10 protein-coding genes are annotated in these 13,632 nt (G+C 69.5%); 3 read left to right on the top strand and 7 right to left on the bottom strand.

Going from position 1 to position 13,632, the window contains the following annotated elements:
* Positions 1 to 11: 11 nt before the first annotated feature.
* Genes FZN60_RS16690 through FZN60_RS16680 form a run of 3 tightly spaced genes read left to right on the top strand, consistent with a single transcriptional unit; the run spans position 12 to position 4,184 of the window.
* Positions 12 to 1,415: a c-type cytochrome gene (locus FZN60_RS16690; RefSeq protein WP_158874636.1), complete on the top strand. Its 1,404-nt coding sequence runs from the start codon at positions 12 to 14 to the stop codon at positions 1,413 to 1,415.
* On the top strand, positions 1,409 to 1,912 hold the full coding sequence (locus tag FZN60_RS16685; RefSeq protein ID WP_158874635.1) for a (2Fe-2S)-binding protein: 504 nt from the start codon (positions 1,409 to 1,411) through the stop codon (positions 1,910 to 1,912). Before FZN60_RS16690 ends, FZN60_RS16685 begins: the two co-directional genes overlap by 7 nt.
* Positions 1,913 to 1,916: 4 nt before the next feature.
* A complete protein-coding gene (locus tag FZN60_RS16680) occupies positions 1,917 to 4,184 on the top strand; it encodes a xanthine dehydrogenase family protein molybdopterin-binding subunit (protein ID WP_158874634.1) in 2,268 nt (755 codons plus the stop codon).
* 18 nt (positions 4,185 to 4,202) lie between these two features.
* On the opposite strand, the gene FZN60_RS16675 is transcribed toward FZN60_RS16680, so the two are convergent.
* The 7 genes from FZN60_RS16675 to FZN60_RS29230 form a co-directional block, all read right to left on the bottom strand.
* A complete protein-coding gene (locus FZN60_RS16675) occupies positions 4,203 to 5,270 on the bottom strand; it encodes a sn-glycerol-3-phosphate import ATP-binding protein UgpC (protein ID WP_158874633.1) in 1,068 nt (355 codons plus the stop codon).
* A gap of 2 nt (positions 5,271 to 5,272) precedes the next feature.
* Positions 5,273 to 6,121 (bottom strand): sn-glycerol-3-phosphate ABC transporter permease UgpE, encoded by an 849-nt coding sequence (gene ugpE / locus FZN60_RS16670; protein WP_158874632.1) that lies wholly within the window; start codon positions 6,119 to 6,121, stop codon positions 5,273 to 5,275.
* Positions 6,118 to 6,999 (bottom strand): sn-glycerol-3-phosphate ABC transporter permease UgpA, encoded by an 882-nt coding sequence (ugpA, locus tag FZN60_RS16665; RefSeq protein WP_158874766.1) that lies wholly within the window; start codon positions 6,997 to 6,999, stop codon positions 6,118 to 6,120. The genes ugpE and ugpA overlap by 4 nt, the downstream gene beginning before the upstream one ends.
* A 102-nt stretch (positions 7,000 to 7,101) precedes the next feature.
* Positions 7,102 to 8,388, bottom strand: a complete 1,287-nt coding sequence (gene ugpB, locus FZN60_RS16660; RefSeq protein WP_158874765.1) for a sn-glycerol-3-phosphate ABC transporter substrate-binding protein UgpB — start codon at positions 8,386 to 8,388, stop codon at positions 7,102 to 7,104.
* A gap of 199 nt (positions 8,389 to 8,587) precedes the next feature.
* Positions 8,588 to 10,234, bottom strand: a complete 1,647-nt coding sequence (locus tag FZN60_RS16655) for a Na/Pi cotransporter family protein (RefSeq protein WP_158874631.1) — start codon at positions 10,232 to 10,234, stop codon at positions 8,588 to 8,590.
* Positions 10,235 to 10,336: 102 nt separating this feature from the next.
* Complete coding sequence (locus FZN60_RS16650) at positions 10,337 to 11,998, bottom strand: acyl-CoA dehydrogenase family protein (RefSeq protein WP_158874630.1); 1,662 nt, start codon at positions 11,996 to 11,998, stop codon at positions 10,337 to 10,339.
* 70 nt (positions 11,999 to 12,068) lie between these two features.
* Positions 12,069 to 13,109, bottom strand: coding sequence for an HWE histidine kinase domain-containing protein (locus tag FZN60_RS29230; RefSeq protein WP_158874629.1), 1,041 nt, complete (start codon positions 13,107 to 13,109; stop codon positions 12,069 to 12,071).
* Positions 13,110 to 13,632: the final 523 nt, after the last annotated feature.

Here is a 13,632-nt window from a genome sequence, read left to right as displayed (position 1 = left end):
GCGGAGACAGGATGCGGATCGCGCGGTTTCTCATCATCGTCGTCGCCCTGGGCCTCGGCGGCCTCGGCGGCTTCGTCGCCTATGCCTGGGAACACGCGATCGACCCGATCGACCCGCCGCAGCGGACTGCCTTCGACCCCGCGCTGGTGAAGCACGGCGCCGACCTCGCGGCGGTCGGCAACTGCAACGTCTGCCACACGGCGCCGGGCGGCAAGGTCTTCGCCGGCGGCCTGGCGCTGCCGACGCCCTTTGGCACGATCTACTCGACCAACATCACCCCGGACCCCGAGACCGGCATCGGCCGCTGGAGCGAGGAGGCCTTCATCCGATCGATGCGCGAGGGCGTCGACCGCGAGGGCAATCACCTCTACCCCGCCTTTCCCTACGACCATTTCACCCGCGTCACCGACGACGACAACCGCGCGCTCTACGCCTACCTGATGACGCGCGAGCCGGTGCGGGCCGAGACGCCGGCGAACGAGCTGCCCTTTCCGCTCGACCAGCGCATGGTTCTGGCCGGCTGGAAGCTCCTGTTCTTCCGCGAGGGCGCCTACCAGCCGGATACGGCGCAGAGCCAGACCTGGAACCGCGGCGCCTATCTCGCCGAGGGCCTCGGCCATTGCGGCGCCTGCCACAGTCCGCGCAACGCATTCGGCGCGGTCCGCACCGACGCGCATTATGCCGGCGGGGAGTCCGAGGGGTGGACCGCCTACGCGCTGAACGCGGACTCCCCCGCGCCCATCCCCTGGGACGTCGACAGCCTCACCCAGTATCTCCACACCGGCTGGGAGCCGCGCCACGGCGTCGCCCGCGGACCGATGGCGCCGGTGACGCAGAACCTCGGCGCCCTGCCGGAAACCGAGGCGCGGGCGATGGCGACCTATGTCGCGTCCGTCATGGGCGAGCCGACCCCTGAGAAGAAGCGGCGTGCCGACGCGCTGCTGGCCGCCGAGACGACCCACCCGCCCGGCGTCCAGGTGCAGAGCGCCGGCAGCCAGACGGCGCCGGTCCTGCCCGCGAACGCGCAGCGCGGCGCGGCGATCTACGCGGTCGCCTGCTCCTCCTGCCACGATGCGGGACGGCCGCTGCCCTATGGCGGCCTCAGGCTCGACCATTCGACGGCGATGTACGGGCCGACGCCGGCCAACCCCATCAACGTCATCCTCAACGGCCTGCCCGCGCCGGAGGGCGAGCGCGGGCCGATCATGCCGGGCTTCGCGGGCTCGCTGGACGACGGGCAGATCGTCGACCTCCTCGCCTATCTCCGCTCGACCTTCAGCGACGAGCCGCCCTGGGAGGACCCGGCGCCCCTCGTCGCGCGGCTGCGCGAAGCCGGGGTCGAGGCGGGCGTCTATGCCCTGGACAGCGGCTCGGCCGCGCCCGCCAACCCGTCGAAGCAGGAGACGACATGGTAGCGCTCACCGTCAACGGGACCCGGCACGAGATCGAGGCCGAGCCCGACACGCCGCTCCTCTACGTGCTGCGCGACGAGCTACACCTCCATGCCGCCAAGTACGGCTGCGGCCTCGGCCAGTGCGGTGCCTGCACCGTGATGGTCGGCGGCGAAGCGGTGCTGTCCTGCGTGACGCCGCTCCTGCTCCTGGACGGCAAGGAGGTGACGACCGTCGAGGGGCTCGGCACGATCGAGCAGCCCGGCCCGATGCAGCAGGCCTTCATCGAGGAGCAGGCCGCCCAGTGCGGCTACTGCATCCCCGGCATGATGATGCGGGCGCAGGCGCTCCTGCAGCGTAATCCGGCGGCCACGGACGGCGAGATCCGCACCCACATGGAGCCGAACCTGTGCCGATGCGGCACGCACATGCGCATCATGGCGGCGATCCGTCGCGCCGGGGAACTCATGCAGACCAACGGCCGCGCGGCTGCCGCCGACGCGCCGCAGCGGGCGGGATGACACGATGCGCCACGATTCGCCCCTTCTCCTGTCCCGCCGCTCCGTGTTGCTCGGCACCGGCGCCCTCGTCCTGTCCTTCTCGGCCCGTGGCTTCGCGCAGGCGCCGACCGCGCCCGGCGACGAGACGCAGAACTTCCAGGCGGTGCCCGAACCTGCGCCCGATCTTCCCGGCAGCCTCAAAACCAATCCCGACCTCGACTCCTGGATCCGCATCGCGCCCGACGGCCGCGTCACCGTCTTCACCGGCAAGGCCGAGCTCGGCCAGGGCATCCGCACCGCCCTCCTCCAGGTCGCGGCCGAGGAGCTGGAGGCGCCCTTCGAGGCGCTGAGCCTCGTCGGCCCCGACACCAGCGCGAGCCCGAACGAGGGCTTCACCGCCGGCAGCCATTCCGTCCAGGACAGCGGCACCGCCATCCGCAACGCGGCGGCGCAGGTGCGCGACATCCTGATCGGCGAGGCCGCGCGTCGCTGGACCTTGCCGGTGGAGAACCTGCGCGCCGAGGCCGGCGCCGTGATCGCGCCCGACGGGCGGCGCGCGACCTATGGCGAGCTCGTCTCCGCCGAGCTGATCGAGGTCCGCGCGCAACCCAATTCGCGCCTCAAGGACCCGAACAGCTTTCGCGAGATGGGCCGCCCGCGTCCCCGCATCGACATCCCGCGCAAAGTGACGGGCGGCGAGGCCTACGTCCAGGACATGCGGCCCGAGGGCATGGTCCACGGCCGCATCGTGCGGCCGCCGAGCCCGGGCGCCCGCCTCGTTTCCGTCGACACGGTCGGCGTCGAGGCGATGCCGGGCGTCCTGAAGGTGGTGCGCGACGGATCCTTCCTCGGCCTCGTCGCCGAGAAGGAATGGCAGGCGATCAAGGCTATGTGGGCGCTCTCGGCGGCCGCGCGCTGGGAGGAGCGGCAAACGCTGCCCGACGCGACGAACCTCCCCGCCGTCCTCATGGCGATGCCGCGCGAGGACGCGGAGGTGGTGCGCGAAGGCACGCCCGCGCCCGGCTCGGTGAAGACCATCGAGGCGCGCTTCACCCGCCCCTACCAGCTCCACGCCTCGATCGGGCCGTCGTGCGCGATCGGCCTCCTAGAAAACGGCACGACCACGGTCTGGACGCACAGCCAGGGCGTTTATCCCCTGCGCCAGGCCATCGCCGAGATGCTGCGCGTGCCTCCCGAAGAGGTGCGTTGCGTCCATCAGGAGGGCTCCGGCTGCTACGGCCACAACGCCGCCGACGACGTCGCGGCGGACGCGGCGCTTCTCGCGCAGGCGCTGCCCGGCCGGCCCGTGCGCGTCCAATGGATGCGCGAGCAGGAGCATGCCTGGGAGCCGTTTTCGCCGGGCATGGTGACGGAGGTTCGCGCCGGCGTCGACGCGGACGGGAACGTCACCGAATGGACCTACGGCGTCTGGAGCAACACGCACAATTCGCGCCCCGGCGGGGCGCCCGCGCTCCTCGCCGCCCAGCACCTGGCCGCGCCGTTTCCGCCCAAGCCCGCCAAGGTGCAGATCACCAAGGAGGGCAACGGCGACCGCAACTCCAACCCGCTCTACGCCTTTCCGAGCCGCGACGTGACCTGGCACTTCCTGCCCGACATGCCGCTGCGCGTGTCCGCGTTGCGCGGGCTCGGCGCCTACATGAACGTCGTCTCGATCGAGTGCTTCATGGACGAGCTCGCCGCAGCGGCGGACGCCGACCCGGTCGAGTACCGTCTTCGCCACCTGCAGGACCCGCGCGCCCGCGACGTCGTCAATCTTGCGGCACGACGGTTCGGCTGGCGGCCGAAGATGAGCCTTCCCGCCCATCACGGCGTCGGCTTCGCCTTCGCGCGCTACAAGAACCTCGCAGCCTACTGCGCCGTGGCGATGGAGGTGGAGGTCGAGCCGTCGAGCGGGCGAGTGCGCATGGTGCGCGCATCGACGGCGGTGGATGCCGGCGAGGTCGTGAACCCCGACGGCATCGCCAACCAGGTCCAGGGCGGCATCCTGCAGTCGGCGAGCTGGACGCTCTACGAGGCCGTGACCTTCGACCCGACGCGGGTGACCTCGGTCGACTGGTCGACCTATCCGATCCTGCGCTTCGACGCGTTGCCGGAAGCGATCGACGTCGAGATCATCCCGAGGCCCGGCGAGCCGTTCCTGGGCGCCGGGGAGTGCAGTCAGGGTCCCGGCGGGGCGGCGCTCGCCAACGCGATCACCGCGGCGACGGGCCAGCGCATCCGCGACCTGCCGCTGACGCGCGAGCGCATCCGCGCGGCCGTCGGCGAGGGCTGAGCGCCCTCGCCGCGCCGATCAGGCGAGTTCGAGGCGCCGCCCGCTCTCGGCGTCGAAGCGGTGGAAGGCGCCGAGCGGCGCCGCGGCCTTGACGGACGCGCCCGGCTCCAGATGGCTGTAGCCGGGCACGCGCACGGCGATCTCCGGCCCGCTGTTCGCGAGGCGCCCCGTCACGTAGCTCTCCGCACCGACCACCTCGACGCCCGACACGGAAAGGTCGAGCACGATCTCGTCGGCCCGCACGCCGGCGCCCCCTTCGAGCAGGCGCATGTGCTCCGGGCGGATGCCGAGCGTCTGCTTCGCCTTGCCCGGCCCGGCGAGGGTCGCGAGCGGCGAGGCGCCGGGCCCGTCGAGCGGCACGAGGTTCATCGCCGGAGAGCCGATGAAGGTCGCGACGAAAAGGCTCGCCGGCTTCTCGTAGATCGCCATCGGCGAGCCCGCCTGCTCGATCCGGCCGGCGTTCAGCACCACGAGCTGGTCGGCCAGCGTCATCGCCTCCAGCTGGTCGTGCGTGACGTAGAGGCTCGTCGTCTTCAAGCGGCGCTGCAGCCGCCGGATCTCGGCGCGCATGGTCACGCGCAGCTTCGCGTCGAGGTTCGACAGCGGCTCGTCGAACAGGAAGGCCGCGGGCTCACGCACGATCGCGCGGCCCATCGCCACGCGCTGGCGCTGGCCGCCCGAAAGCTGGCCCGGCCGACGGTCCAGATACTGGCCGATCTCGAGGATGCGCGCGGCCTCCTCGACGCGGCGGGCGATCTCCTCCTTCGGCGTCCTGCGGTTCTTCAAGCCGTATTCGAGGTTCTGGCGGACCGTCATGTGCGGGTAGAGCGCGTAGTTCTGGAAGACCATGGCGATGTCGCGGCTCGCCGGCTCCAGGTCGTTGACGACCCGGCCGCCGATCCGCACCGTGCCGCCGGAGATGCTTTCCAAGCCCGCCACCATGCGCAGAAGCGTGGACTTGCCGCAGCCGGACGGGCCGACTAGGACGCAGAAGGCACCGTCGGGGATCGTCAGCGACACGCCTTTCACCGCCTCGACGCCGCCGGCATAAACCTTGCGGACTTCGCTGAGCTCGATTGCGGCCACTCTTACTTCTCCGATTCCACGAGGCCGCGCACGAACCAGCGCTGCATGAGGACGACCACGAGGACCGGCGGCACGATGGCGAGGATCGCCGTCACCATCACGAGGTTCCAGGGCGTGTCGGCATCGGCGAAGGAGACCATCTTCTTCAGCGCGATGACGATCGTGTTCATGCGGTTGTCGTTGGTGACGAGCAGCGGCCAGAGATATTGCGTCCAGCCATAGATGAAGAGGATGACGAAGAGCGCGGCGATGTTGGTGCGCGACAAGGGGATGAGAATGTCGCGGAAGAACTTCATCGGGCCGGCCCCGTCGATGCGGGCGGCCTCCACCAGCTCGGGCGGGATCGTCATGAAGAACTGCCGGAACAGGAGCGTCGCGGTCGCCGAGGCGACGAGCGGCAGGATCAGCCCGGCATAGGTGTCGATGAGGCCGAGGTCGACCATCACCTTGTAGGTCGGCAGGATGCGCACCTCGACGGGGAGCATCAGCGTCACGAAGATCATCCAGAAGAAGAACATCCGGAACGGAAAGCGGAAGAACACGATCGCGAAGGCCGAGAGCAGCGAGATCGCGATCTTGCCGAGCGCGATGCCGAGCGCCATCACGCTGGTGTTGAAGAGGAGCGTGCCGACGTCCACGCCGCCGATCCGCCCGACGCCGCCGAACAGCGCCTGGCCGTAGTTCTCGGCGAACTCGCCGCCGGGGGTGAGCGGCAGCGGCGGGCGCAGGATGGTCTGGATCGTCTGCGTCGAGGCGATGAAGGTGTAGTAGATCGGAAAGGCGACGATCAGGACGCCGAGGATCAGCAGGAGGTGGGCGAAAATCCGCCCGCCGCGGTCGCGCTCGATCATGCGTAGTGCACCTTCCGCTCGACGTACCGGAACTGGATGGCCGTCAGCGCGATGACGATCGCCATCAGGATCACCGACTGCGCCGCCGAACCGCCGAGGTCGAGGTTCACGAAGCCGTCGATGTAGACCTTGTAGACCAGCGTCTCGGTCGCCCGCGCCGGCCCGCCGGCCGTCACCGCGTCGATGATGCCGAAGGTGTCGAAGAAGGCGTAGACCGTGTTGACGACGAGGAGAAAGAAGCTCGTCGGCGCGATCAGCGGGAAGACGATGGTCCAGAAGCGCTTGGTGGAGCCGGCCCCGTCGATGGCCGCGGCCTCGACCAGCGAGCGGGGGATCGACTGGAGCGCCGCCACGAAGAACAGGAAGTTGTAGCTGATCTGCTTCCAGGCCGCCGCGACCACGACGAGGAGCATCGCCTGATCGCCCTTCAGGAGCGGGTCCCACGCGACGCCGTACGCCCGCAGCATATAGGCGAAGGTGCCCATGGTCGGGTTGAACATGAAGAGCCAGAGAAGGCCCGCGACGGCGGGCGCCACCGCATAGGGCCAGATCATCAGCGTGCGGTAGAAGCCCTTGCCGCGCACGACCTTTTCGGCGGCCGTCGCCAGGAGAAGCGCCGGAGCCATGGCGAGGAGCGCGGTCGAGACGCTGAAGATCAGCGTCGTCTGGAGCGAGCTCAGATAGTTCGGGTTCGACAGGATCGCCGAGAAGTTCGAGAGCCCGACGAACTCCGTCTTCAGCCCGAAGGCGTCCTCCTTCAAAACCGACTGGTAGAGCGCCTGGCTCGCCGGCCAATAGAAGAAGACGAGGGTGACGAGCACCTGGGGCGCAAGCAGCAGGTAGGGCAGGATCTTGTTCGGAAAGGCGGCTTTTGGCACGGGCACCTGACGCTTAACGACCGGGACGCGACCCCGGCGGCCGAGAAAGAAGGCGCCGGGCGGGGAGTGCCCCCTGCCCGGCGCCGGATGCGGAGATGCGCCTTACTGCGCTTCGACGATGGCCGCGTTGCCGGCCTCGACGGCGGCGTCGAGCGCCTGCTGAGCGGTCTTCTGCCCGGCCAGCATCGCCTCGTACTGCTCGTTCTCCAGGTCCCGGACCTGCGGCAGGTTCGGCAGGCGAACGCCCTTCGAGTTCTCGGTCGGCGCCTTGCCCATCATCTGGAGGATCGGCGTCTCGCGGCCCGGGTTCTTGTCGTAGAAGCCGGACTTCTTGGTTTCCTCGTAGGCCGCCATGGTCACCGGCAGGTAGCCGGACTCCTGGTGGAGGCGCGCCTGGACGGGCGTCTGCGACAGGTAGTTGAAGAACTCGGCGACGCCCTTGTACTCCTCGTCGGACTTGCCGCCGAAGACCCAGAGGCTGGCGCCGCCCGGGATCGTGTTCTGGGGCGCACCTTCGGCCGTCTCGTCGTAGGGCAGCTGGCCGATGCCGTAGTTCATGCCCGACTTCACGACGTCGCCGAGACCGCCGGAGGACTCGGTCAAGATGCCGCACTCGCCCGACAGGAAGAGCTGCTTGGCCTCCGAGGTGCGGCCGCCGTAGCGGAACACGCCGTCCTTGGCGAGGTCGGCGATCGCCTGGAAGTGCTGGACGTAGATCGGCGCGTTGATCTTCAATTCGACCTCGCCGCCGGCCAGGCCGTTCTCGCCCGTCGAATAGGGCACGTTGTTCCAGGCCGCGAAGTTCTCGGTGTGGATCCAGGTCAGCCAGGTCGAGGTGTAGCCGCAGGGCGCCGCGCCCGAATCCTTGATCTTGCGCGCGGCCTCGAACACCGCAGCCCAAGTCTTCGGCGGGTTGTCGACGTCGAGCCCGGCCTTCTGGAACACGTCCTTGTTGTAGTAGAGGATCGGCGAGGAGGAGTTGTAGGGGAAGGACAGCATCGTGCCGTCGGGCTTGGAATAGTAGCTGACGATGCCCGGGAGGTACTGCGAGCGGTCGAAGATGTAGCCCCCGGCCTCCAGCACCTCGGCGACGGGCTTTACCGCGCCTTCCGCCTGCATCATCACGCCCGTGCCGACGTCGAAGACCTGGATGATCGCCGGCGGCTGGCGCGCGCGGAAGGCGGCGATGCCGGCGTTCAGCGTCTCGGGATAGGTGCCCTTGAAGACGGGGACGATCTTGTACTCGCTCTGCTTCTCGTTGAACTCCTTGGCCAGCCGCTCGACCACGTCGTTGTTGGCGCCGGTCATGGCATGCCACCACTGCAGCTCGGTCTGGGCGAGCGCCGGGGCGGCGAAGGCGACGGACGCGGCGAGAACGCCGGCCGACATCAGCAGGGTGCGAATCATGGAAACTCCTCCGTTACGGGCAGCCATCGTGACCTTGGCGGCTTATCCAGGCTGCCTGACATTCATGTGACGGATCATAGTCCCTGCACAACAGGGAAATTGGCGCATCCCCGACCAATCACTTGAGTGGCTTACCTGCCTCCCCGGCCCATCGCGCGTGCGCCGCGTGCGTGGAATCAGCTCACGAAGCGAGGCGCGTCGCCCGAAGCCCGCCCTGGCGCTCCAGGAGCGCGTAGGCGGTCGCTGCGATATGCGCCTCGATCCGCTTGAGGTCGCGAGTGACGTCGAGCTGCAGGGCGCTCGCGTCCAGCGACTCCTGCCGTCCGGCGCGCATGCGCACGACGTGGCGCTCCGTCGCGGCACGCTCCAGCTCCCGGAACTTCTCCTTTTCCGCCACCAGCCGCCGCGCCGCCGCCATGTCGCCCGACATGAACACCGCGAGCGCCAGACGCAGGTGATCGAGCAGGCGCTCGTGCATGTCGTCGAGGGCGGCGCGCTCTTCTGGCGCGAAGGTGAGGCCGTGCTTCAAGCGCCGCACCGCGAGGTCCATGAGGTTCCGGTCGACGATATCCCCGACGTGCTCCAGGTTGATGGCGAGCGACAAGGTGTCCGCCAGCCGACGCCCCTCCGTCTCGCCGAGGCCCTCCTGGCGGATCGCGCCGAGATAGCGCTGGATCGCCCGGAACAGCTTGTCGACGACGTCGTCCTGTCGGCGGATCGCGGCGATCGCCTCGGCGTCGCCGCGGCGAAACGCGTCCCGCGAGCCGCGCAGCATCGACTCCACAGCCTCCGCCATGCGCAGCACCTCGCGCGCGGCATTGGCGAGCGCGACGGTCGGCGTCGCGAGATCCGCCTCGTCGAGGTGCAGAGGCGCGCCGGGATCGGCGGTTCGAGGCTGATCGGGAAAGAGTTTGCGCAGCGCCGCCGCCTGGAGCGGCAGGGTGCCGATCGACAGCGCGGCGGCAGCGAGGTTGAACAAAAGGTGGAAGTTCGCGGCAGCAAGCGCGGGCGAGGTGCCGGCCGGCGCGAGGAGGGCCGCGATCGGGGCGACGAAAGGAAGAACGAGCGCGCAGCCGACCGCGCGATTGGCCAGGTTCGCGACGGGAACGCGCAGGCGCGCCGGGCTGCCGCCGAGCGCGCCCGCGAGCGGGTTCAGCGCGCTGCCGAGGTTGGCGCCCAGGACCATGGCGATCGAGGCGGCCGGCGAGATCACGCCGGCCTCCGCCAGCGACATCACGAACAGCATCGCCGCCACGCTCGAATGCGCGGCCCAGCTGAGCAGGGCCGCGAGCACCAGGCACAGGAACGCGTCGCCGGTGAGGAGGTGAAGGATCTCGCGCAGCCCCTGCGAAGCCTCGAGCGGTTTCAGCGTCGCGACCAGCAGGTGAAGCGACAGGAGGACGAGTCCGAGGCCCACCAGCGCCGTCCCGCCGTCCCGCGTCGCCGCGCGCCGGCCGCGGCGATGCAGCACCACGCCGGCGAGGATCAGAGCGGGGTAGACGGCCGAGATGTCGAAGGACACGGCTTGGACGATCAGCGTCGTACCGACGTTGGCGCCGAGCATGACCGCCAGCGCCGCCGTCAGGTCGACCGCACCGCCCGCGGCAAACGACGTCGCCAGCATGGCCGTCGCCGTGCTGCTTTGAAGCAACGCCGTCACCGAGAGGCCGGCCAGGAAGGCGCGGAACCTCCCTTTCAAGCCGACAACGAGAAGGGTGCGCAGTCCCCCGCCGAAGCCGCGCTGGACGGCGCTGCCGATCATCTGGATACCCCAGAGAAGGAGCGCCGCCTCGCCGCACAGGGTGAGGATCACGTGAACCGACGACATCTTCGTCTCCACATTCGAGGAGACCGATAATGACGCACGTCGTGCGCCAGACAATCCCCGACGCTGCCGAGTTTTACGTGGATGGCGAGCGGAAGGCTGGCGTCAGACCGACGTCATCTGACGCGACAGCACGCCGTCGACGTCGACGGCGCCGGCGAAGCTGCCGAAGAGCCGTCCGCTGTCCCCGCGAAGGCGGCTCGCGACGAAGGCTCCCGCGACCGCCGAAGGCGCGTGTCGCAGAAGAAGTGCGCCCTGGAGAAGCAGCGCCATGCGCTCGGCCACGAAGCGGGCGTTTCGCTCTCCCGGCGGATCGGCGGAAAGGCTCCGGATCAGCGCGTCGGCTGCCGCGTCGAGCCCGGCATCGGCGCCCCGCGCGCCCGCAAGTTCGGCGACGAAGGCCGACCGCGCGGCCGGCTCGCGCGAGAGGGTGCGCAGGATGTCGAGCGCGATCACGTTTCCCGACCCCTCCCAGATCGCGTTGAGCGGCGCCTCGCGGTAGAGCCGCGGCAGGACGTTTTCCTCGACGTAGCCGGCGCCGCCCAGGCACTCCATGCATTCGGCGACGAAGGCCGGGCAGCGCTTGGTCAGCCAGAACTTGGCGAGAGCGACGCCGAGCCGCGCGAAAGCCCGCTCCGCCTCGTCTGCGCCGTCGAAGGCTCGCGCCACCCGCATCACGAGGACGCAGGCCGCCTCGTATTCCACCGCGAGGTCCGCGAGCACGCCGCGCATCACCGGCTGATCGACCAGGAGCGCGCCGAAGGCACGCCGGCCCCGCGCGTGATGGACCGCCTGCGCCAGCGCCATGCCCATCAGCCCGAGCGTCGCCGCGATCGTGCCGAGGCGGGTGTGATGAACCATGTCGATGATGGTCCGCACGCCCCGCCCCTCCTCGCCGAGCCGTTCGGCATAGGCGTCGTGGTACTCGATCTCGGCCGAGGCGTTGGAACGGTTGCCGAGCTTGTCCTTCAGGCGCATCAGGTGGATCGCGTTGCGCGTTCCGTCCGGCGCGATGCGCGGGACGAGAAAGCATGTCAGGCCGCCCTCCGCCTGGGCCAGCGTCAGGAAGCCGTCCGACATCGGCGCCGAGCAGAACCACTTGTGCCCGACGAGGCGGAAGGCGCGCGAGCCGCCGCCCTCCAGGGGAAAGGCGCGCGTCTCGTTGGCACGCACGTCGCTTCCGCCCTGCTTTTCCGTCATCGCCATGCCGAGCGTCAGGCCGCGCTTTTCGGCGATCGGCCGAAGCGCCGGGTCGTAGCGCCCGCCGACGATGCCGGTCAGCCAGGGCGCGGTCGCGTCCGCCTCGGCGCGCAGCGCGGCCACGCTTGCATAGGTCATGTTGATCGGGCACATCGTGCCCGCCTCGGCCTTGGAGAAGGTTGCGAGCATCGCGGCATGGGCGACGTGCCCGCCTCGCCGGCGGCCGGGCTCCCAGGCGACGTCGTGGATGCCGTGATCCATCGCGAGCCCCATCAGCGCGTGATAGGCCGGATGGAAGCGCACCTCGTCGATCCGCCGCCCGAAGCGATCGAACGTCGCGAGCTCGGGCGCGTCCCGATTGGCGTCGGCCCCGAGGTCGAGGACGCGCTCCGATCCCGCGGCCTCGCCCAAGCTCGCCAAGCGCGGCGCCAGATCCGCGCCGCCCTCGCGCAACGCCGCCTCGCTCAGCGGCACGTCGGTCGAGAAGAGGTTCCGCGCGCCCAACTCATCCGGCTGGTTGAACACCGTGTGGGTGGCGAGTTCCGTCCGGGGAGCGTGCGTCGGCATGGTCGGTCTCCTCCCTCCGCCCGTTAGGGCGGAAAGTCTGCGCTCCGACGGCGCCCGGCTCAAGTCCGCGTCAGGGTGCCCGCCAGCGCGTCGCCTCGTCGCCCAGTCCGTCCGTCGGCGCGTCGAGGCGGAAGACGATGCCCTCGCGCCGGAAATCGATCGACGCTTCCCCGCCGAACTCGGCCGACAAAACACGCTCGACGACGCGGGTGCCGTAGCCGCGCTTCTCCGGCGGCTCGACGCTCGGTCCGCCTTCCTCGCGCCATTCGAGGCGGAGCCGCCCGTCCCGAACGCTCCAGCGCACCTCGATCCGCCCGGCAGGCGTCGACAGGCTGCCGTAGCGCTGGGCGTTCTCGGCGAGTTCGTGAACCGCCAGCGACAGCATGGTCGCGATGCGCGGCTTCAACCGGACCGGCTCCCCGTCCATGTCGATCCGATTGCCATGACGCGCCCGCAGGGATTCGAGCGCGCCCCGCATCACGTCGCCCAGATCGGCGCTGGCCCAGGCCTCCGCGGTCAATACGTCGTGGCTGCGCGCCAGCGCTTGGATGCGCCCGGCCACAGCCTCGGCGACCGCCTGGGGCACGGACGCGTCGCGCAGGGTCTGGATGACGACGCTTTGAACGGTCGCGAGGGTGTTCTTCACCCGGTGGTCGAGTTCGCGATTGAGGAGGAAGCGGTGCTCCTCGATGCGCTTGCGATCGGTCACGTCGAGCTGCGACGCGAAGAAGTAGATGAGCTCGTCGCCATCGAAGACCGGTGAGATCAGAAGCGCGTTCCAGAAGGTCGTGCCGTCCTTGCGATAGTTGAGGAGATCGATCTCGATCGCCCGACGCGCGGCGATCGCCTCGGTCACCTGGCGGACATCCTCCTCGCGCGTCGCCGATCCCTGAAGGAAGCGGCAGTTGCGCCCGAGGATCTCCTCGCGCTCGTATCCCGTCAGACGCAGGAAGGCGTCGTTGCAGAAGACGATGGGATTGTCGGGCAGACGCGGATCCGTAATGACCATCGGCATGCGCGTCGTGCGCACCGCCGAGGCGAAGGGATCGAGACTGATGCCGGTCGGGGTGGCGATTTCCGCGTCGATGCGCTGCCGATCGTTCTCGCTCACTCGCCACTCCGAGCCGCGGCACAAGGGAGCAACGCTCGCAGCGCCCCTTCCCGAAACCGACACAACATGGGGATCGGACCGAACGCCCATCCCACAAGACGTCCTAATCGCATTCCGGCGGCGCGTCGATGGACGATGGATCCGCCGTCAGCCGCACGTCGCGTCGATGAGGCCCCCGTTGCAGCGCCCCTCAAGCCGGGTGCCCTCCTCCCGTTAGACAGCATGGCAGAGCCTCGAACGGCGCCCGACCGACGCCCTCTCGAGAGCGCTAGCGCTCCCGCATAGCGCTCTTATAAACAAAGTGCATGAGCTCCGACTCAGCGCCTCGGCCGAGTGGAAACGCCTGCTTGATCAGCCACTAAGCTGGCGTCGACGAAATTTTTGCGTCGGCCGTGTTTTTCTCGCTTTCGGTGTTGACGGGTCTCGGAGGGTTGGCCTATAAGCCGGTCATCGACGGCGAGGGCGCCGCCGGCGAGCGGCACCGCTCGCTCCGGAGTTTCGGCCCTTCGGTTTGTTTATCACG

Source organism: Antarcticirhabdus aurantiaca, assembly GCF_009765365.1.
Taxonomy (GTDB): domain Bacteria; phylum Pseudomonadota; class Alphaproteobacteria; order Rhizobiales; family Rhizobiaceae; genus Antarcticirhabdus; species Antarcticirhabdus aurantiaca.
Note: the sequence above shows the minus strand (reverse complement) of the source record. Positions and strands in the feature narration are given on the sequence as shown.

Coding starts and splice junctions, on each gene's coding strand:
- FZN60_RS16690 (WP_158874636.1), top strand. CDS start 12: ATGCGGATCGCGCGGTTTCTCATCATCGTCGTCGCCCTGGGCCTCGGC.
- FZN60_RS16685 (WP_158874635.1), top strand. CDS start 1,409: ATGGTAGCGCTCACCGTCAACGGGACCCGGCACGAGATCGAGGCCGAG.
- FZN60_RS16680 (WP_158874634.1), top strand. CDS start 1,917: ATGCGCCACGATTCGCCCCTTCTCCTGTCCCGCCGCTCCGTGTTGCTC.
- ugpE (WP_158874632.1), bottom strand. CDS start 6,121: ATGATCGAGCGCGACCGCGGCGGGCGGATTTTCGCCCACCTCCTGCTG.
- ugpB (WP_158874765.1), bottom strand. CDS start 8,388: ATGTCGGCCGGCGTTCTCGCCGCGTCCGTCGCCTTCGCCGCCCCGGCG.
- FZN60_RS16655 (WP_158874631.1), bottom strand. CDS start 10,234: ATGTCGTCGGTTCACGTGATCCTCACCCTGTGCGGCGAGGCGGCGCTC.
- FZN60_RS16650 (WP_158874630.1), bottom strand. CDS start 11,998: ATGCCGACGCACGCTCCCCGGACGGAACTCGCCACCCACACGGTGTTC.